Here is a 20,230-nt window from a genome sequence, read left to right on the forward strand (position 1 = left end):
TTTCCGGTAAGCCAAAAAACTAAGCTCACAATTGATTTAAAAAATTCCGAAATTGATTAAGTATTAAAGATATAAAAGTTCGTCCCTAAGAAAAGGCAATTTGTCACTTTTTAAGCTCAATAGGATATTTAAAAGATTTCTATTAAAGAAATACGCCAGGACAAGTGATTCAAGCTTTCAATTGTGCACACGCTGTGTGCACAATCCTAAGGGTTGGGAAATTTGGACGGTAACATCAACTTTAAGAAAAGTTTTTCCTTGAAAGATTTCTTTAGGTTCTGCCCTACCCTGTAATTCTTGGCAATCTGCAATTGGTTTTCTTAACCTCTCCCAACCTTCCCAAATCACTTTATTGGTTGTTTTAACCCTTCCACTGCTACCGATATTGCTTTGCTTCCCGAATCACTTCGTTTTCGAGATTTAAACATCAGGACTGGCTCTCTCCTGAAGTGACAGGGTAATTGATCCTCCTTTTAATGAAGCTTAAGGACAAGAATTAGGTAAGTGGATCCCGAATTGCTATTTTCTCGTATCACTTTCCCGACAGGAATTATGTAAGTTAGATCAGCGGCAATTCCGCCCAATCATCCGGCCTCTAGTGATTGAAAAAAGGAAATCAAATCAGCTATGGTACAATAAGGGTTCCTCTCTGTGACGGTATTTTCCTCTTGCCTGCTATTCATCCTAGTGGCACGCTCCATGGCCAACGGCAGCTTTTCCTTCAACTCAGCAAAGTGGTTCAGTTTGGTTTTATGGTATTGAGGCCATAACCTTCTAAGATGACTAAGCGCATCTTCCCCCCGCTGAAACGCCCTTCCGCACTCTTCAAAATGAAGGATAAACCAATGCTCTAAGCAAAGCGCGGTAAAAGAAAATTTGAATTCCTCCGTCTCTATTAACCGGAATGCTTCTCTCAACTGCGGCCAATTGTCATGGTCAAAAAATATCCAGATGTCATCGTATGGATTCTTTTCCTTTCTGGCTTTTTTCTTTTTTGCGATAGCCTCCCTCACCAGGTCCAAAGGATTCTGTTGATCTCCCTGTGTTACCTCCACAGCTATACTCCTCTGTAGGTTTCTACCCAACTCTGCCCGAAGTGAGGTAGCATACAGTTTCTCAGTCACCCCCTCACATAAAATCAAAATCCGCTTATTCGGTCTCCTCAAGGACATCTTCCTGCATTTTAATCAAAAAATCCACGTCATTGATGATAGGTGTCGCACCCAATTTCCCTGAAGCATACCATTTATCCAAGGGATTTTCAGTCCGAATCCCCTTGATATCAGAACAGGCGTATAATTCTGTGGCTCCAAATTCATTCTTCTCCGTAAACCAAATCTGATCTCTTCTAAACGCCCCATTTGCAAGTTGGGTAATGTCATGTGTCGCAAAGATCAATTGCGCATTTTTTGGATTGGTCAGGGGATTATGGAAAAGGCTGATCAGGTAACTGGTAATGGAAGGGTGCAGGTTTTTCTCAAACTCATCCACAACCAACACTCTTCCTGTTTCCAATGAATCCAAAATAATCCCTCCGATCACCAACAAGCTTTTAGTCCCCGTAGATTCCTCTTCTACATCAAAAAGCTCCTGCCCTACCAGCTTCCCTCCATCGTACAAGGGATGGGAAGTCTTGATATCGTATTTATAGTCCTCTTGTATTTTTCGCTTGATCTCGTCGGGAACATTGTCAGGAAATTTAAAACTATGTGAATCCACTTCCTTGGAGGAAACTGACAAAATCCCAGTGTCTAATGCACAGATCAATGCATTCAGCTTTCTGGTAAATCCTGAATCCTGCTGTTCTGCCAAGCGCCTTGCATAGAGTCTTTTCAGATTGGATTCATGATCCTCGCTTAAAAACGGAAAGACCATCATACCCTGATCAAAAAAATGATAGGGAATCAATAAGGATTCAACGTTGTTTTCCGATGCTTTTGAAATAAACAGCTGATTGGGCAACAAGAGTTTTTCGATTGCTTTTTTAGCACCTTTATAACCTTCCCCAAACTTGATCTCTTTACCGAAACTACGCTGGTACAGGACAGACTGCACACCATTAGGGTAAAAATACATTTCTTCCTTAATCACCTTTTTTTCAAGAAAGGCTAGATTAAATTCATACTTGATGCTGTCCTGTCCATAAAAAACCACGTGTAGCTCCACGGCCTCCTCACGGAAACCTTTGTCTAATAGATGCGGCTCATAGGGTGGTATGGATTGGTCTGGCTTAAACCCTGCCGAATGAACCACCAAATATTCCAAGGCTTTGAATGCCTGGAGTACGGTACTTTTCCCTGATGCATTTGGTCCGTAAAGTACTGCAGTCTTTAACAGCTGGGTTTTAGCAGGTGCTGCAAAATAGTTTGAAGGCAACCCTTTTAATCCCGTCTTCTCAAAACTGATATCAACCCGATCCTTGATAGACCGGAAATTCTGAACTGAAAAATGAACGATCATGGCTTTACGATTTGAATACAATGCTACGTGAAAAAAATATATTTATGTGATTTTAGAGTAAAAATTTACGTTTTTTATGCAAATTTTATTCATAATTCACCTGTCCCACGTATTCTTCCACTGCTGAAAAATGAAATTCCCAAGCGGGATTTTATCCAGAGGATTGTCGGGATTATAGGTTTCCATTTGAAATCTGGCTCTGACAGACGGGTTAAGCAACCGCTTTACCGTACTTCTCAAGTAATTTAACACTAAGATTCTCACTTGCTCCCTCCCCATAATCCTCTCCTCCATTAGGATGATAATGAATAAACAACCTTCATCATCTTTCAGTCTAGCCCGGCTGTCAGTCCACTTTTCTTCGCCAGCGCAGTGATGAAAAGTAGAACCAAGGTCGGTGCAAAGTCGAAGCAGAGCCTAAGGACTAGAACCTTTGGTTATAAATCCTTAGCATGTATGTTATAGTGAGATAGGCAAATGATCTGGCTCGCTTACCTCTAGCCACTTGCTGGAATTTTGCCATAGCTCCTTTTCCGTAGCTTAATTATAGTTACAAGAAGTCCGTTACTACTACCTTCAAATCCCAATCAATCTCCGTAGCTTCTTCAATACCAGATCGTACCAGCATCGAAGGAGCATCGGAGAAACTAGGTATCCAGCTATAGGCAAAGTGTTTAGAACTCCCGAGTAATTCCCTTGCTGTTCCCTTATGTGTTTAGCTTAAAGATTCTTCCAACTGTTTTGATTTTACCCTGATATCGGTCCCTCTTTTTATCCCCTTTTTGTTGTTCTACTTAAGATTTTTCGAATTCTGACGCCTGAAGGCACCAATTAGTATACTTATTTTACAGGAATTCTTTTCTAAAAATTGAATTCCAGCGTTAGAAAGAATGTCCTACCGTCTGAAGGGATTATTCCCGGTCCCGGATATCCTGCTGCCCTCCGCGTGAAATACAGGTTATCAGTCAGATTATTGACACTGGCTTCCAGCTTAATAAACTTGTAACAATAACTCATCGAAAGATCCATGACCTGATAAGAAGGTATAATTCCTTCTACAGCAGATGGCGTCCTCACTGCATTCGAGGCATCTGTAAAATGTTCCTCGACAAATGAAAACTGATAAGTCATATTAAATGCCCCCACTCCAAATGTTGCACCCGATCGGATACTGAATGGAGGCACCAGTTCCACCCTGTTTCCTTCCAGTACTTGTTCCTCCGAGCTTTGGTAACGAGCATCAATCAAAGAAATATTAGTAAAGAAATTAAGCTTATATTTTTCATCCCATTCCAACACGCGAAGCAAATCAAATTCTCCAAAAGCCTCCAATCCTAAACTGTAGGCATCCGCAACGTTGGTTCTGTATCGGAATATCCTAAAACTCTCAGGGTCGGTTCGTAAAATAGCACCGATCCGATCCCGATATTTCAAATAGAAAAAGCTGACATCATAATTGAATTTCTTGTTTTGACTTCCCCTGATTCCCAAATCAAAATTATACCCTCTTTCATCCTGAATATTTTCATCAACCACCAAATTGGGATTGTTAACCCGGATATCATTGAAATTGATTGAGCGATAGTTTTGTGAAAAGTTGGCATAAAATTCATGGTTTTCTTTTGGCTTAAAACTGAAGCCCAAACCGCCAAAAACAAAACTTCTTTTCCTATCCAGCTTTTCAAACACTTTAAAAGTGGAATCTCTCGCAAACCCCGTAGCTGGATCTGGAACCAAGGTATTCCCAGCATAATAACCGTTGGCAGCTGTTCGGATATATTCCACTCGGATACCTGGTGTCAGGCTGATTTTATCACTCAGATTAAACACATTTTCGGCGAATACAGAAAAATTCCTTCCAGGGAAATCATAATCTGCATCCTCAAGATTTTGGGGATTGAGAAAACGGAAATCCGCATCATTCCCTGCTGAGCCCAATCCTTGTTTTCTGTCTGTAAATCCATTGTAATAGCGACTTCCTATCAAAAATGCATTTTCCTGCTTTCCAAGACGATAGTTATAAATCAGCCTGAGCTCCGAACCGAAGTTTCGGAAATCATCCACAAAGAGATTTCGCTCCAGACCATCATCGACCCTGTCAATTCTACCTAGATTTCCTAGTGCATCCCGACCTCCGATTAGCCCAAAATTCCTGAGGTTGAGTTTAAGCTGATTGTTGATTTTAAAATCCAATTGGCTAGCAAAAAGATTCCAGTTCACCTTGAACCAATTCCTAGACCGGATGGACTGTCTGGGATTTTGCGCAAACAGTGCATCAGTAAGGCCGCCCGCCTGCCTGGCAAGATAATCCATCACCGTGTACTCCAACTTCACCTTAAACCTTTCATTTGGTTTAAAAGAAAGTGAAGTGTAGGCCATCTTGGAATCAAACCCACTGTTTTCCCTCCAACCATCTCCTCTTTTATATTGGAAAAATGAGTAGTAATTCCATTTACCCAAAGTGCCACCAACGCTGCTGAATGTATTCAAAAACCCATAAGAGCCAACCGTATTCCTAAGTACTACTTTAGCCTTTTTGTCCTCCGGACCATCCTTCATTACAAAATTCAATAATCCCCCAAACTGAGTTCCGTATTGTAAAGATGCCGCACCTCGCACCACTTCAATGCGCGCCACTCCCTCGGTAGCTGGAGTATAGTAACTTTCGGGGTATCCCAAAGCATCAGCACTGATATCATAACCGTTTTGGCGAACGTTGAAATGGGAAGTCCTATTAGGATCCAAACCTCTTGCCCCTATCCCCAACTGCAATCCAGCACCATCACTTTCATAGATATTCAGTCCCGGCACTTTAGCATAGATCTGCCGGCTGTTGTTTGTAGCCAAATTTGCAGTGATATTATCCAGCTGAATGACCTCATTTTTTTTAGCTTCATAGATGGCCGTGCCTTCTACTGAGTTTAGCCTTATGATACCATAGGAATCCGAATTGTTACCCTCGACAGTTACCTGATTCAATTCACCGCTGATCTCCTCCATTTGAATTTTTAGCTCAATGACCTTGTCTTTAGGCCCAATAGTTAGGTCTCGGGAGAATGTTTTATTTCCCAAGAAAAACACGACAAGGGTATATTCCCCTTGAGGAATTGAGGAAAGCGTAAATGCTCCTTTCTGATCACTTACCGTCTGAAAGGCTGTTCCCTTCAGGTAAACATTGGCTCCGGGGAGAGTTTCACCCAAACTTTCCACCGAACCTTTTACCAGAACCTGCGCATGCAAAGGCAGATTGATCAAAATGAAAAGAAGGATAAGCAAAAAGAATTTCATAAATTATTTAGTAAGGTAAAATCCAGGTTTTATGACCAAAACTGTCTTTGATCTGGGTTAGGTCTATATTGGAATCAACCAACAAGCGATTCACTCCGCCATTTAAGCTGACATATACTTCAGCGCGTATCTCTACATCTTCATACCCTTGGTCAGCCCATCTTTGCTTTAAGTAATGAACAAACTGAAGAATCAGATCTGGCTGTGTTGACATTTGTTTTGTCTGCATCGCACTCAGATGATCGCTTGCATAATCTTCCCATTCTCTGCCTGTCTTTTTGTCCTTGATATGGAAGATGGCATATCCGGCCTTTTCTATCAACATGACCCTCCAGGAAAAGCGATATCCCTGCTCTGTCCAAAAAAGCTTGCCCGGATATAAAAAAGCTCTTAGCGGCAAGGCCATCTGTACGATTAGAAAAACAGTAAAAATGCTCCAGATTAGTTTCTGATAGTTTGTTTTATATAGGGTACGTCTGGAAATGGGATTCAAAAATCCTTTCTGCGAAAAAATACTTTTCAAATGGGACAAGACTTTTTTGTGACTCTTGGGGGAAAAGAAAATAGTTGTGGCAAGAATCATGATAAAGGGAAACATGCCGATCGGAAATAGCAACCAAGTGGAAATATGAAAGACCACAACTGCAATGAATGCATACGGCCTCGTCCTACTGTAAAAAAGTAAAAAAGGAATGCTTAGATCGTAGATTGCACCAAACCAACTGAAGGCATAAGCCATCCAAAGCTCATTCATCAGTCCGCCAACAAGCGGTAAATGGCTATACATGGGGAGCCAAATTCTCAATGGAAGCGCTTCCAACATCCATTCTGGATTCAATTTGGCAAGTCCTGCATAAAAATAAACCATGCTCAAAAGCAACTGAATAATCAATACATACCCATAAGGGATCTGAGTAATTGAGAAACCTTTTCTCCTTGAATCAAAAGAAAATCCTAAATGTGCAGGCATCCATATCATCAAAAATGCAACTAGGCTTACGAAGTAATAATGATTGAGGTAATTGGTCACATCAATCAATTCCACATAGGTAAAGGAAATAAAAAAAAGCACTGCCGATATCCTGTAAAACAAGCCTAGGGTAACGCCCAATGATGTCAATGCCATGATGGTAAAAAGCAGATAAATCCCTGCTTCACCAGGGTTGCTGATCCAGAAAAACCCATAGTAGCTGAAATGGAATTCGGGATCAATGTATTGGGTTTTTATCCAGCCATTTAAGACAAACCTGATAACGCTGATAAACATAATCAAGCCAAAAAGCACCCTGAAATGAATCAAGGGTGCTATTGAAATCGGCTTGTTTATACAACTGTTTATCGATGGCTTCACTTTAACCTAATTAATCCCCATCATTGTCTTGATAAGTAATCAGTACACCTAAAGCAGAGGAAAATTCTGTTTTGAATAGGATGACCAGTTTTTGTAATTCCACGTGGGCAGCCTCTGCAGGAGCCGGATTGGTTCGGATAGTTTCAGCGAGCGGTGAAGGTACCTGATCCAATCTACTGAGGATCAAATCGAATTGATCCGAAATCCGCTGAGCCAACCGTTCATCTTCTCCTGCTTTGATTTCCTGAAGAAATTCATAAAAACCCTTACTATCCTGACTCCCGCCTTTACCATGATAATAGTCCTTCATTCCCGAGACATGTTCCTGGAAAAGAGGAATTGACTGACTGCTGTAATATGCCTCCACATTCCTAGGGATAATCACTCCCTGAGAGCGTTTGCCCAATGGAATGCCTATCCGTGCATCTCTGGTGAATCGTTCCAGATATTGTGACATCGAATTGACCATTTCACCAAAGGATGATCCCACATCAGTACCATCGCTTTGGATAAATTCTTCCTGATAATTACCGCCGGTAGGAAGCCATTGATTATAGACCAAATCCACTTTAGTCAACATAAGCTGACTCACTGTCAAAAGGTATTGCTTTCTATTTTCAGCGTTGGAATCAGTGGAGTATTTCTCAAGGATTCCTTCATCAGAATCTGCAACTCCGTATAGCAGATAATCCATGGCTGGCAAACCTCTTCGGTTTTGAGTGCTGAATCCAGTGAAGGAAAATTCCCCGGATTGAACAGCATTATCAATAGAAAAATTATCCGTTGGGAAAGTATTGAGCTCGGCTCTTAAGGTTTGGGAAAAGGCAGGGCCGAATTCCAAAAAAGAAACTTTTTGCCATGCTGCGTAAGCATCCATAAAATCCCCCCTAAGTGATGTCAAGTTTTCGGCATTCGGTCCGGCGGTGAAATTTTTCACTGACTGATCTAACTTAGAAAGCAAAGAATGCAGGTTTTCATAGCCTGGAATGATCACAGTACTTGCCAGATTCTCCAAAACAGGTCGTCTAGCGGTAGTCTGTTCTATTTTTTCCTCGGCATTGTCAACACAAGAAAGTAACATGCCCAAAAGGCATGTTACCATCAACATAGATCCAAATGAAGAAATATGCTTACAACACATCGGCGTGATCGTTTAGTTCAGGATAAGCGGTCGTCAATTTATTCTTGGCATTTTGCAAACTTTCATTGCTTATTTTCCAAAAATCCCCATCGGTTCCGAAATCGCTTGTGAGAATCTCTGTAATATCACTTTGAGTGATTTTTTTGCGTGGGCTAAACTGGAGAGCACTTACAAAAGTATAAGCTTCAGACAGGGAGTGAAAAAGGTTACCCTGATCGCCTGATGATAGATAGTCCATAGCATCATTAATGTAGTGAACTGCTGTTGCGGCAGATACCAATTCATGGAGATCGATGATTACCTCGACTTGTTCTTTTTTGACAGTATGGTCATTTGCTACAATTGCAGCCCTTCCTAAAATATAGGCATCCATCAGCGGTTGGTTTACATTAAGTAACCCATCTCTGCCGTTGGTATAGTTAGCCCAAAATCTTTTGTATTCAGGCGTTAAAACGGGGTCACCTTTTGGAAAATCAGTAGGTACTCCCCAATAGCCGAAAGCTTCATCCCAATGATGCTCCATCGTCGTGTAATTTTTCCCTTCGACAAGATTATCGTTGTCCACAGCATCGCCGATTTTTGCATCGGTGAGATAAGAATTAAAGATCTGATCGTAAAAAACAGCTCCCATCAATCCTTTTTCTATTAGCTGGGTAAATTCCCAACCCTTCTCGTTTACGTTGACAAAATTTCCGGTATTACCCCTTTCGATCCTTCCTGCAATTCCCTCACCGGCAGCAGTACTATTTGCGGCTACGTCCTCGCTGACTTCAGCTGCATTTGCCATTAACCCCTTGAAAAAATCAACCTGAGCTGCATTGGTTTTGTTTTCAAGCTGTTTGGTTGTAGCCTGATTCAATTCTTGGCTGGAAAAAGGGGAATTGGTATTAGAGTACATGTCCAACAATTTCTGAAGGGAAAGTGCTTGACCCTGGTCTCCGGTCACCAGATAGCTTTTCACTTCAGAAAGCATATTCAAGCGGTCTGTTTGGCCTTGATAATTGACAGTAGATGCTCCATCTCTTTCGAAAACATAAGTAGCAGGTGCATTGATTACTTCATTCTGAGGAATATCATCTTCGATACACGAAAAAGCCAAAATTCCTGAACAGACTATTAAGGAAGCTTGTTTTAGATTCATTGGATTTAGTATTGATTTTATTTAGATTAATTACAAGTTAGCACAAATGTAAAATCCAAAGATCTAAATTCAAATATTATCTAGATTAATTATAAATAAAATTTGGACATACTGAGTTTTGTCAGGAATCATAGGAAATACCCATGTGAAAAATCAAATGCAACCATTTGAGCTGAATGGACAGCAGGAAAAAATGTGCCTAAATAAAATTGTGAACATTACTCTGGACAAAGATTTTTAGCAGAATAATAGCCCAGAATAAATCAACTAAGAAACATATTCTTAAAGTAAAATAAGGGGCGTTCAATTCGTACATTTCATATCCCTCACACACCTCATACAGTTCGAAGATTCAAATTCGATTCAATTCAATTGAATTGAAATTTTGAGACAAATTGAACCTGTCCTCTAATTCTTCCTAACTGCATTGTAAATAATTGAAAAATAGCAGGATATACCACTTGATTCGCATCCAGTTCGATGATAGGAACCACCAAAGCCTCGTCTTGATAGTCTATTCCGATGCAGAACCAAGCCAGAAAGAGGAATAAACCGTGCGTTTCGATTTTTTTGTAGAAGTACATAAAGGGAATGTTGCTACATGCTCCGGGTTTCCTCAGCATACAATTGTCAGGCATATGACACCTTTCAAAATTCTCCACGAAGATGATAAATGGAATAGAAAACCTTCATCATCATTCGGTCTAGCCCGGCTGTCAGTCCACTTTTCTTCGCCAACCTAGAGATGAAATATAGAACCATCGTCAATCTATTTTCGATGCAGTGTCGAAGGTATAGAACCATTGGTCTACTTCGCAAGTAAATTGAAAGATAGGAATATACCTTAGCAGGCTACGCTACTGTAACTGGCTGGAATATTGCCATAGCTCCTTTTCCGGAGCTTAATTATAGTTACAAGAAGTCCCTTGCTTCTACCTTTTAATCCCAGTCAATCGGCGATGCTTCTTCGATACCAGATCGGACATGCATCGTAGAAGCATCGAAGGAGCATCGTAGACACACTGCATCTACCTTATAGCAAAGGGTATAGAACTCCAGAGTAATTCCTGTCCTGTCCCTTTATTGATCCAGTACTCCTTCGGAGAATTAAGGGCGCTTCAAGGGAGTGATTTTAGTGCCTTAATCAAAGATTTACCGAGTGTTGCCATCGCCTAGCAAAACTTTCCTCACCAATTTTCTCTTTTTATTTTAACGCTACCCAAATCAAATGAAATCTGATTTGCCGGAAGCTCAAACTATTTGGCTTTGCTTCAATTTCTTATTCAAACTGTTGATAAAATTCCTTCTTTCCATCAGCTTATCAAGTTTTGCCTCAAAGGCTTGGATTTCGCCAAGTTTTGGAAAAGTCAGTTTACCTTTTGCCAGGGAATTGGCACATACAAGGTTGAAGTAATTGTATATCAAAATAACTTTTTGCAAAAAATCAGTCTGAACTACCTGAAAGCCGATTTTGCTTGCTGTTCTCTTATTGAGGATATAGCTAGTCCCACGGATAGTAAGGTTATCCGAATTGTCTTTTTGCAGGTGATCAATCAGGTTTACCATGCCTTCGAGGTATTGCTCCATAATCAACTTGCTTCGTTCTCTGCCGTTGAGACTCCGGTCTATCACAAAAACATAATCAAACAAGGTTCCTCCATGAACATTTATTTTTCCATTTTTTGGCTTTTCAGCCAGAAATAAAGGGGAATAATAAACCAAATCCCCGCTCTTTTTCAGGGCAGGCACATCAAAAAAGGGAGCTACTAGTGGCAGGGTGATGGGAAGGCCTAATATTAAGGGAAGAAAAAAGCCAGTGTTCCAGCAAATCAGAAAAACCAACAGGAAAATGAGTAAAGCAATAAATCCTATTCTTACCTGAATCCAAATCCGTTCTTTTTTTGACTTCAGGTAAAATCCATGTTCCAGCTCCAATATCCAAAAGTTTACAATGGGGAATAATTCAATAACAGCCCAAAACTAGGAAAGAAGTTTCAAAATACCTGCATCTTCCCTTCTATTCTATAGTCCGCTCTTCCAAAAGCCAAGTACCCAGGCGGATCAGCACATATACAAAACTGATCAAGGCAAATACGAATGTCCACCAATAGGTCTTATAAATCCTCTTGGTATTCTTGACATCAAATTTCAATTTTTCGAGTTCCAGCTTTTTCTTCTCCTCCGTCTCCAACCTTTCTTTTTCCTGACTTTCGAAAATAGCTGTAAACGACCCCTCGTAATAAAAAGCAGGCAAATAATCACTTGCCAAAAACAATTCAGGACTTGGTTCTGGCTCTGGAAAAAACAAACTAGGACTATGGCTTTTCAAGTGATGAAATAGAGCCATCAAATACGCTTCAGGTTTATCAGGAAAAAGAACTGACTTCATATCTTCTATTGAAGCAACTTTTGAATTATCCGCAACCAACTCTTTAATTAAAAGGTCTAGATCGCTTGCTGTCTCTTTGGTAAGTTTCATCAGATTGAAGTTGATTGGTTGCTTTCCTGAAAATAAACAATCAGCCTATCTTTAGCTAGATCGCCATGACCAAAAAAGGGGATCTCTCCCCTAATTCTAAAACGGAGGTTCCATCAGGATGTAATCCACCGCCTTCTGGGCTTTGCTGGCAGCCTCTATCAGTAAGTGCTTGTCGTTGCGAAGTTCGCTTAGCCAGTTTTGAATGTAAGCTGCCGAGTTCTCCAGCAGGCTCTGATCCAATATCCCTGTAAGGTTGTTCAGGTACCCTGCTCCCATCTCGGCGATCAACTCCTCACGACTGTAAAATTCTGACGCAAATTGCTGAGGTTCTGAAACTCCTACCCTGTTTAATCTGGATGGGTGCCCTGTAGAATGGCAAATTTCATGGTACAATACCCCGAAATATTGTTCAGCGGAGTCAAACAGTTTTTTCTCCGGCATGGTAATCTGATCCAGGTCTGCCCTGTAGTAGGCTGAGGAACCAGAATGAATCAACTCAGGAGCCCGGAGCATTTCCTCATAGATCTTACGGCATTGTTCATTATCAGGCAGTGGTTCTTCTTTGCTGATTTCTGGAAACTCCCATTCTATTCCCTCAATCTGTTCTATGGGAAACACCTTAAACTCCTTGAGAAAACCGGATTTACTCACCAGTTTCAGATCATATTCTCCTATCCTATCTTCTGGAATCACCTTGCCCGTCTTTTTGTCCCGAAAGGCAAAGTTCCAGTAGCAGATCGGAAGTGCCTTCGCTCCCTTCTTGATTTTGCCTCCAAGTGAGTTCGCCTGCTTAAAAGTTAAATAGTAGGGATACTGATGTCCACAGGATAATAAAAGCCATAGATTGATCCCTTTGTAAGGCTTCCTTGTCAGGTAGTTGGAGGGCATCCCCATCTGATGCCAAGGCTGCTTCCAGGGAATCACCCCCTGCTCCAGTTTCTCGATGATCAGATCAGTAAACTTCTGATAGATATCCGGTGAGCCTTTTGGGCTTTGTGTACTGCGCCACTTGTTTCTTGCTAAGTCATTTCCCCCTTTTCTCTTAGTGGATGTTTTTGCTGATTTTTTTGTTTGCGTCTTCATAGTCTTTTGTGTTTTGGTTTGACAAATACTTATGAAGCTGCACCAGCCTGAGACCGGCACTAAGTGCAAGAGGAAACGGAATAAACCAGCAAAGGCAAGCGTGAGGGCTTTATGCCGTAAGCTCTTGCCTCGTGTGACGGGGTCAGGCTAAATTGGCGGAAAAAGGAATGGAAAAAATAAGAAGTCCTGTTATTGGCCTAGGAGAAATTCCTAACCGGCAGTCTGATTTATCAAAGCTTATAAATCCCATATGCAACAGCTAAAAAACATACAGGTAGCTACAGAATCAGGAATCCTCAATATTGGAAATACGCCTTTATAGCAATCTGTCATCAATCGCAATTTTAAAAAAATGAATGCCTACGAATAGTTTCCATGAATTTTCCGTTTCGGAAAATTCATGGAAACTAAAAAAAGAAGAAGAGCCCTAAAGCTCTCCTTCTTCCGCAAAAGAATAATATCCTTCGGCTGTCATAATCAAATGATCAAGTACCAGGATATCCAGGGTTTCACCTGCTTTTTTGATTCGCTGGGTTAATATTTTATCCTGTTCTGATGGTAGTAGATTCCCAGACGGATGGCAATGGGCTAAGATCAGGGAACTTGAATTAGCTTTGATGGCAGCTGCATAAACCAGCTTTACATCCACTACAGTGCCTGCTGTAAAATCCAAGGGAAATAGCCAAAAAACAGCATATAGAACTCCTTGAAATAGGAGGTCCAGTTTCTCTTTTTCTAGACAATCGGCTTATTTGGATTGTGCTCTTCGATCCTCTGATCTTGATTTATGGATTGATTTTCCATGTTCAGTCGAGTTTATATTCTGAATGAATCAATTCCAGTAAGCGAACTGCGTCAGACTTTAAGGATTCCGCTCGGAGGCTATTGCCTTTGGTCATTTTGGATAGGTAGTGGATCTGAAAAGCAATCTCATTGATGATCCCAAAATCATCTGTAATCAATTGAGGATTGGTCGTTGGCATCACGAATTTCATATTTGAATCCATCGTGGCATTCAAATCCGAGGAATGGAAAACCCTTCCTCCCATTTCGCGAAAAGTGGATTTGGTTCTGTTGTCATTTTCATCCCATTCCTCCAACACCTTTACCTTTTTCTCATATTTAAGCAATTCATTGACGACATTTCTTTTGCGAAGTAGCCGAAGGTTCCCGGCATTTTTAAGCTGCTGAATGGTGCCGTTGGAATAGAAAAACGGTTGATCATTGAAGACTTGTCTGGCTAAAAAGTAAATCTGATTCCCCAACAAACTCCGCTCTTCTGATAGGATCATTCCTGCCAATGAATCCATGAGTACGCTTTTTTCTTTCCGGAAGGAGATATACCCGCTAAGATTGGTCGTATCCGTTTTTAAGTCCTCTACCAAAGAGACGATATACTCTTTTTCAATTTTTTGGGCACTGAGAGATTCCCGATAATTCTCTGCCAGAAATCCGCAAAAGACCGCCAGAAAAAGCATAAAAAATTCCTTGAAATAGGATTTCCAGTTTGTCTTTTTCAAAGATTTAATTACCTCATTGTTGGAGAGATCTTTTTCAGTTTCGGGGGCTTGATTTTCTTCCATTATTTGCCAATGATTTCAATACTTTAATCCGGTTGAAAATTTAAACCAAAATCAGGTAAGGTCAAATTATCTTCCGTCTCCGGTGTTCCATCTTCCGTCCAACCAAATAGGATAAAGAATTGGAATCTGATACCCTTGACCTTAGCTAGATATTTTAGCTTTTCCTCCATTTTCTATAAACCTTTCCCAAGAAATAGACCGCAGTCAGAATCCCTATCAAGAGCAACATTCCCTTTATCTCAGATCCTGTCAAATTGGACAGAAAAAAAAGAATGATTCCTGCAGAAAGCAGAGGAACAGTGTAACCAAAAGGGATTTTGAAACCTCCTTTTTCCAAATGCTTTCCTTTCCGAAGACCGATGACCGAGAGCGATACCCCAAAATAAACCAATAGTACGCTTGAAGCAGCAATCACTGCAAGCTGCCTAAATTCACCTATTGCCGCGAGCGTGAAGCCCAGCCCAGCATAAATCAAAATCGCTAAATATGGGGTTTTGAACCTATGGTGAATAGAAGCCAACTTGCTGAAAGGGATCACGCCATCCCGGGACAATCTAAATATCACTCTTGGATTGTTCAGGGTTTGTCCACTGATCATTCCAAACATGGATATGCCTGTGCCCACAAAAAGCAGGGTATAGCCTATTGGGCCGAAAACAAGTTGAGCTGTTTCTGCCAAAGGAGCTTCCTTGAAATTTGGCAGTTCACTTCCCATGACTCCCTGAGAAACCAATTGGATCAGGACATAAAGCAATAAGACACCAGAAATACCGATAAATATCGCACGTGGAACAGTCTTTTGGGGATTTCTGATTTCCCCTCCAATGGCCAATCCTGCATCCCCACCCATAAAAGCAAAAAACAAAATCAGGGATGTTTCTCCCAGCTTTTGGATAGTCGGTTCTGATTCCCAAGCAAGATTGACCCATTGCACATCCTTCCAACCAATAGTGATCAATAAAACAATCGGAATCAATTTGGCAATAGTGGTGATTTTGACCAAACCGATCCCCTGTTTGACACCAATGACATTGAGAATGGCCAATCCAGAAAAAAGGAAAAATAAGGAAAGCACTCTGACTGTCGGATTTTTGAAAACAGGGAAAATCAAAGCTAAAATTTCCACGAGGGCATTGGAAACTGCCGCATCCGCAAAAATGGATCCTGTCAGAAAAAACGCCGAAATCAAAAATCCGGGAAATGATCCAAATGCGGTCTCCACATAGGCATAGGCCCCTCCTGAATGGGTGACTTTACTACCCGCCTCTGCAAAGCATAGCATCACCAAACCGATCAGCAATCCGCAAAAAAGGTAAGCCAAGACCCCTGAAGCCCCCATGGTTTCGGCGATGATGGCAGGCAAAACAAAGATGCCGGCCCCTACCATGATATTGACAATATTGGCTGAGAGCCCCCATACGCCGACTTCTCGTTTTAATCCTTCTTGGGTGGTTTTCATAGGTTTTTTAAAAAATTTATCTCAATGATTTTTCATTAAAATTTGATTTAGGAGATGCTGGAAAAGATAAAAAAATCAAAAGCCACTATGCCTCCACTTAGGACGAACTGCCTTGATTTATTCCCCAACAGACCAGATTATTCTTCAGGCAAAGTGGGATTGGTGGTTTTATCAAGAATATTTTCAAATTCAACCCCTTCGAGGTCGGGAAATTCGGGGCGGAAGGAGCAGTCCTACTTCTCCAGAAACCGGACTCCGGTTTGGATTAACAAACTGCTTCTGGAAAAGCAACTTAACGACATTTTTCACAATTATTCATTCAACCTTATTGTATTTCCTCAGCAAGTCCACTAGCAATCCATGAGGTAATGCATAAGACTTATTTCCATTGATTCCTTCCATAGTTTCTGCTGCGATCATGGCATTGATAATGGCTTCTTCGACAGACTGCACCGTCGCTTCCAATAGCGGATCGATCAAATCATTTGGCAGCATGTCAACACCTGAGAAATCATAGCGCTGAAAAGCATTTGGATTTGCGGTGGAGAATGCTACAAAAATATCACCCGAGCCATTTGTACCTATTCCACCTGTCAATCCAATTCCGATCGGAACACGATTGGCAATCCGTTTCAACTGATGAGGCAGCAAAGGCGCGTCGGTCGCGACCACCACGATGATGGATCCGTCTCCTTCTTTCCTGTATGATTGAGGAGGCAATTTCAATTCATTATTTAAGGTATCCATTAGTTCTTTTCCTACAGGGACTCCTGCAATCGTGAGGGAAGGTTTCCTGCCAAAATTAGCCTGAACTAAAACACCGACTGTGTAAGTGGAATCCATAATCTTTATCATTCTTGAGGATGTCCCGGTTCCACCTTTGAAACCCAAAGCCATCATTCCGGTGCCTCCGCCCACATTTCCTTCGGCTATTTGACCACCAGATGAATTGTTGATAGCTTCCAGCACATGTTCCTCTTTGACATGAAATCCATAGATGTCATTCAAAAACCCATCGTAAGTTTCTGCCACTACCGGATAGGTGTACCACCACTCTTCGCCATTATACCAGTCAGTATCTACATACCACTTCAAAACAGCATCTCGAACCACTCCAACACTGTTGGTATTGGTAATCATAATTGGTGTTTCCAAAAAGCCGGATTCCGTGACCCATGTGGTCCCGGTCATTTCCCCATTTCCATTCAGGCTATACCAATTGGCAAATACAGGACTAAATTTTTGAGTTTTGCCCCGTGGAAAAATGGCAGTGACCCCTGTTCTTACCGGACCTTTTCCTACAATGTTTTCACCACTTCCAGAAATGATTGTGCTGTATCCGACTTCCACACCTTTTACATCGGTGATGGCATTGAATTGACCAGTTGTGCCATTAAAGGGAACTCCCAAATCTCTCGCTCGTGGTTTTTGGGCGTAGGATGGCGAACAAATAAGCAGTATTATAAAAGTTGAGAATAATCGGATTATATGTTTCATTTTAAAATGTTTAGCTCTTCTTTTTTCGTTTAATTGATAAATCTTTTGGCCATCAGATCATGGTTATGGGTAAGCTTCATTGGTCAGCCATAAATTCAGTGAAGACAGCACTATTTTCAGTTTCCATTTCACAAGTCCAACTATCAATCCACCATCTCCCATTCTCATAATGGAGCTGAATGCTATTCAGTCCGCGTAGGGTTGATTCCTTTTCGGGCTCAGTTCTTATTTCAAAAGCACTCCACACCTGCGCCATATTACCAAATTGGCTGACTTTTCTTTTCAGTTCTTTTTCATAAAAATCTTCTTTTGGAGCTAGTGCAAGCGGAATGTATTCAGCTTCTAGGGCATGGGATTCTGCTTGCCCGTTTTCATCAATTCTTGTTATCACAGCATTTGGGGAATGAATGTAGCGGTCTCTTTCAAATTGCCAAGGTTCCTGACTCGAACCTGAGACTACATCATAATATGCATTGATAATGGCATCGATGGATTGAATATCTTTGGCATATTTATCTTCAGCTTTTTGGCCGAAAACCAGTGAATAACTCATGAATAAGGTTACAAATAGTATGTATTTCATCTAGATTTATTTTCTGTCAGTCGGTATTTATTATGCTTTTGATTTGTAATCCACCACTCAATAAGTTGTAAACTTATTTCTCCAATAGAGGATTTGGACCAATTTCTTGATAGCTAGTGTTGTTTTCGGGTAATATGCCCACAATATTTATTGGAGTTTCCCCTCGATTCATAAATGCATGGGGAGCGCCTGCTGGAATTTTCACAATGTAGGGTCCAACTGCCGTAAATTGCTTTTCATTGATCATGTACTCCACAGTGCCATCATACACTATATGTAATTCTTCCATGCCGTGTGAATGCAATGGTGGCCCTCCATTTGGCATTGCCATTGCCATTATTACTGAAAGGGATTTAAAATCATAATCTTCACCCTGAGCTATGTAACCAAGTTCACCAGGATGGTCATAATATTTCTTTAAATGCTTAGGATCAATAATATAATCAGATGTGTCAAATCGTATCTGTGACTGTATCACAAAGCTTGAATCAGGAATTTCATCGAATCCAAAAGCTTTAACAGGTGAGTTAAATTTTTCATGTTTCTCAGAACATCCAAGCAGGCACAAATAAGTCAGAAGGATTATTTTTCTATTCATAGGGTCATTTTAATTGGGATGAGGTTACTCTTCCATCTTCAAAAATCTCGCTGCATTTCCATAAAATATCCCTTCTTTATCCTCCTCTGTCAGGAAGTCAAGACTATTCAAAAAATCAATAGACTTCTCGATTGCGTAAGGCCAGATCATCTGATCAGAACCAAACATAACTCGATCCAAGTAGCCTGCATGCTTAATGTTTTTCAGAAATTCTGTGATATAGCGTTGCGTATTGGGTTCCACCCACAGCATGACACCTAGGTCAGTGTAGAGCTGTGGATAATAGGCCATCAATCTGATGGCATGCTCGGGCCAGTCTTCACCACCTGCATGCATCATATAAATTCTGAGTTTCGGGTAGTTGACCAGCACATCTTCAATCAGGTAGGGATCACCTAATTGAAGTCTTGCTTTGGGAGCCCATGTTTGGGTGCCTAATGGTTCACCTCCACCAGTATGTACGGCTACAGGAATATCATATCTTTCGCAAATCCTCAGGTAAGGTTGCCATTCAGGATCACTAAGTGTGGTGCCACTATAGTAAGGTCCCAATTCCCCGAAAATTTCAATTTCCCCGTCCTTTATCATTTGCTCAAAGCGGATGGTATCCATGTCGTAACTATCCGGAGCAAACTGTAATATCCCTTTAATCACCCGATCGGAATTATCCTTATCTGCCCATGTTACTACGCTTTCAGGATTTCCGCTGACCATCGCTTTCACAATATTGAATTGCTCAAAATACTTAAAAGTCACTAGGCGATGTTCTTCTGCATTTGTTGAACCTTTGATTCCATAATGATCTGTGGCTGGTTGTCTATCTCCGAAATCACTTGGTGAATAAGAGTGAACATGCATGTCTATTATTTTCGTTTGCGCCTGGACGATAAAGATTTCCAGTAGTAATGTGAGTAAGAGAAGAAGTTTTTTCATAATTTATTTTAATTAGGCGCTTATGGCAGATATAATAGAGGTTGAATAAATTCAGCAGTGAGCGTTACTATTTCTTTTGAGGATTATAGGCCCAGCATTCCATTTCTACCCTAGCACCCAGGGCAAGGCCATTTACTCCCATTGCTGAGCGTGTAGGATATCGGCCCAGCTCGAAATAACCTGCATATATTTTATTGAAGGCCTGCCACTCGGACATGTCAGCCAGCATTACTGTGCATTTGAAGACATCCTCCAGACCCAGGCCGTGGCTGGCAAGTGTTGCCTTAATGCGCTCGAACATGCGGTGTGTTTCAGGTTCTATGCCTCCCGGCACGGGGCCAGTTCCATCTCCAGCATCTCCGATCTCACCTGAAAGAAAAAGGATATCCCCTACCTGTACTGCACTGGAGAAAGGATAGGGAAGTTCGGAAGGAGTAAATACCGGAGATTGATTTATCCCACCAATCGCTATTCCTGTTTTTTGATGGTTATTATGCGATTCAGTAAAACCGGCCGTCTCCTTTTGATTATTTGTACAGCCCATGATGAGCGCAAAAGTAATTAAAACAGGTGCTGATAAATTTTTCATAGTTATGGTTGACTATTTAATAATAAGATGACTGGCTTTTGTTGT

The 20,230-nt window shown here is 41.1% G+C and carries 18 protein-coding genes; all 18 read right to left on the reverse strand.

What is annotated here, in order from left to right; genetic code table 11:
- Window positions 1–584: 584 nt before the first annotated feature.
- Window positions 585–1,172: an RloB family protein gene (locus LV83_RS16320; RefSeq protein ID WP_111612631.1), complete on the reverse strand. Its 588-nt coding sequence runs from the start codon at window positions 1,170–1,172 to the stop codon at window positions 585–587.
- Window positions 1,150–2,460 (reverse strand): AAA family ATPase, encoded by a 1,311-nt coding sequence (locus LV83_RS16325; RefSeq protein ID WP_111612632.1) that lies wholly within the window; start codon window positions 2,458–2,460, stop codon window positions 1,150–1,152. The genes LV83_RS16320 and LV83_RS16325 overlap by 23 nt, the downstream gene beginning before the upstream one ends.
- 861 nt (window positions 2,461–3,321) lie before the next feature.
- Window positions 3,322–5,748, reverse strand: coding sequence for a TonB-dependent receptor (locus LV83_RS16335; protein ID WP_111612634.1), 2,427 nt, complete (start codon window positions 5,746–5,748; stop codon window positions 3,322–3,324).
- A gap of 7 nt (window positions 5,749–5,755) precedes the next feature.
- On the reverse strand, window positions 5,756–7,099 hold the full coding sequence (locus tag LV83_RS16340) for an HTTM domain-containing protein (RefSeq protein ID WP_111612635.1): 1,344 nt from the start codon (window positions 7,097–7,099) through the stop codon (window positions 5,756–5,758).
- Between the two features lie 10 nt (window positions 7,100–7,109).
- The gene (locus tag LV83_RS16345) at window positions 7,110–8,180 is read right to left on the reverse strand and encodes an imelysin family protein (RefSeq protein WP_158530607.1); all 1,071 of its coding nucleotides are present in this window, start codon (window positions 8,178–8,180) and stop codon (window positions 7,110–7,112) included.
- Window positions 8,181–8,229: 49 nt separating this feature from the next.
- The gene (locus LV83_RS16350) at window positions 8,230–9,381 is read right to left on the reverse strand and encodes a DUF4856 domain-containing protein (RefSeq protein WP_111612637.1); all 1,152 of its coding nucleotides are present in this window, start codon (window positions 9,379–9,381) and stop codon (window positions 8,230–8,232) included.
- Window positions 9,382–9,749: 368 nt separating this feature from the next.
- Complete coding sequence (locus tag LV83_RS16355; protein WP_111612638.1) at window positions 9,750–9,965, reverse strand: hypothetical protein; 216 nt, start codon at window positions 9,963–9,965, stop codon at window positions 9,750–9,752.
- Window positions 9,966–10,632: 667 nt separating this feature from the next.
- Entirely contained in the window at window positions 10,633–11,316 is a 684-nt protein-coding gene (locus LV83_RS16360; protein WP_211320493.1) for a hypothetical protein, read from the reverse strand.
- An 82-nt stretch (window positions 11,317–11,398) separates the two neighbouring features.
- A complete protein-coding gene (locus LV83_RS16365; protein WP_111612639.1) occupies window positions 11,399–11,860 on the reverse strand; it encodes a hypothetical protein in 462 nt (153 codons plus the stop codon).
- Between the two features lie 96 nt (window positions 11,861–11,956).
- Window positions 11,957–12,943 carry an ArdC family protein gene (locus tag LV83_RS16370; RefSeq protein WP_111612640.1) on the reverse strand — a complete coding sequence of 329 codons (987 nt, stop codon included), beginning with the start codon at window positions 12,941–12,943 and terminating at the stop codon, window positions 11,957–11,959.
- Between the two features lie 427 nt (window positions 12,944–13,370).
- Complete coding sequence (locus tag LV83_RS16375; RefSeq protein ID WP_245947079.1) at window positions 13,371–13,616, reverse strand: JAB domain-containing protein; 246 nt, start codon at window positions 13,614–13,616, stop codon at window positions 13,371–13,373.
- 133 nt (window positions 13,617–13,749) lie between these two features.
- On the reverse strand, window positions 13,750–14,526 hold the full coding sequence (locus LV83_RS16380) for a hypothetical protein (RefSeq protein WP_111612642.1): 777 nt from the start codon (window positions 14,524–14,526) through the stop codon (window positions 13,750–13,752).
- Window positions 14,527–14,680: 154 nt separating this feature from the next.
- Window positions 14,681–15,985, reverse strand: coding sequence for an APC family permease (locus tag LV83_RS16385; protein WP_111612643.1), 1,305 nt, complete (start codon window positions 15,983–15,985; stop codon window positions 14,681–14,683).
- Window positions 15,986–16,300: 315 nt separating this feature from the next.
- Entirely contained in the window at window positions 16,301–17,482 is a 1,182-nt protein-coding gene (locus LV83_RS16395) for a DmpA family aminopeptidase (RefSeq protein ID WP_111612645.1), read from the reverse strand.
- Between the two features lie 76 nt (window positions 17,483–17,558).
- Window positions 17,559–18,065: a hypothetical protein gene (locus tag LV83_RS16400; protein WP_111612646.1), complete on the reverse strand. Its 507-nt coding sequence runs from the start codon at window positions 18,063–18,065 to the stop codon at window positions 17,559–17,561.
- A gap of 73 nt (window positions 18,066–18,138) precedes the next feature.
- On the reverse strand, window positions 18,139–18,663 hold the full coding sequence (locus tag LV83_RS16405; protein WP_111612647.1) for a cupin domain-containing protein: 525 nt from the start codon (window positions 18,661–18,663) through the stop codon (window positions 18,139–18,141).
- Between the two features lie 24 nt (window positions 18,664–18,687).
- Window positions 18,688–19,596 (reverse strand): amidohydrolase family protein, encoded by a 909-nt coding sequence (locus LV83_RS16410; protein ID WP_111612648.1) that lies wholly within the window; start codon window positions 19,594–19,596, stop codon window positions 18,688–18,690.
- A gap of 67 nt (window positions 19,597–19,663) precedes the next feature.
- Window positions 19,664–20,185, reverse strand: coding sequence for a RidA family protein (locus LV83_RS16415; protein WP_211320494.1), 522 nt, complete (start codon window positions 20,183–20,185; stop codon window positions 19,664–19,666).
- Window positions 20,186–20,230: the final 45 nt, after the last annotated feature.

The sequence above is a fragment of the Algoriphagus yeomjeoni genome (assembly GCF_003259505.1).
Classification (GTDB): domain Bacteria; phylum Bacteroidota; class Bacteroidia; order Cytophagales; family Cyclobacteriaceae; genus Algoriphagus; species Algoriphagus yeomjeoni.

Coding starts and splice junctions, on each gene's coding strand:
- LV83_RS16415 (WP_211320494.1), bottom strand. CDS start 20,185: ATGAAAAATTTATCAGCACCTGTTTTAATTACTTTTGCGCTCATCATG.
- LV83_RS16325 (WP_111612632.1), bottom strand. CDS start 2,460: ATGATCGTTCATTTTTCAGTTCAGAATTTCCGGTCTATCAAGGATCGG.
- LV83_RS16395 (WP_111612645.1), bottom strand. CDS start 17,482: ATGAAACATATAATCCGATTATTCTCAACTTTTATAATACTGCTTATT.
- LV83_RS16385 (WP_111612643.1), bottom strand. CDS start 15,985: ATGAAAACCACCCAAGAAGGATTAAAACGAGAAGTCGGCGTATGGGGG.
- LV83_RS16410 (WP_111612648.1), bottom strand. CDS start 19,596: ATGAAAAAACTTCTTCTCTTACTCACATTACTACTGGAAATCTTTATC.
- LV83_RS16335 (WP_111612634.1), bottom strand. CDS start 5,748: ATGAAATTCTTTTTGCTTATCCTTCTTTTCATTTTGATCAATCTGCCT.
- LV83_RS16345 (WP_158530607.1), bottom strand. CDS start 8,180: ATGTTACTTTCTTGTGTTGACAATGCCGAGGAAAAAATAGAACAGACT.
- LV83_RS16320 (WP_111612631.1), bottom strand. CDS start 1,172: ATGTCCTTGAGGAGACCGAATAAGCGGATTTTGATTTTATGTGAGGGG.
- LV83_RS16355 (WP_111612638.1), bottom strand. CDS start 9,965: ATGTACTTCTACAAAAAAATCGAAACGCACGGTTTATTCCTCTTTCTG.
- LV83_RS16405 (WP_111612647.1), bottom strand. CDS start 18,663: ATGAATAGAAAAATAATCCTTCTGACTTATTTGTGCCTGCTTGGATGT.
- LV83_RS16365 (WP_111612639.1), bottom strand. CDS start 11,860: ATGAAACTTACCAAAGAGACAGCAAGCGATCTAGACCTTTTAATTAAA.
- LV83_RS16380 (WP_111612642.1), bottom strand. CDS start 14,526: ATGGAAGAAAATCAAGCCCCCGAAACTGAAAAAGATCTCTCCAACAAT.
- LV83_RS16400 (WP_111612646.1), bottom strand. CDS start 18,065: ATGAAATACATACTATTTGTAACCTTATTCATGAGTTATTCACTGGTT.
- LV83_RS16370 (WP_111612640.1), bottom strand. CDS start 12,943: ATGAAGACGCAAACAAAAAAATCAGCAAAAACATCCACTAAGAGAAAA.
- LV83_RS16350 (WP_111612637.1), bottom strand. CDS start 9,381: ATGAATCTAAAACAAGCTTCCTTAATAGTCTGTTCAGGAATTTTGGCT.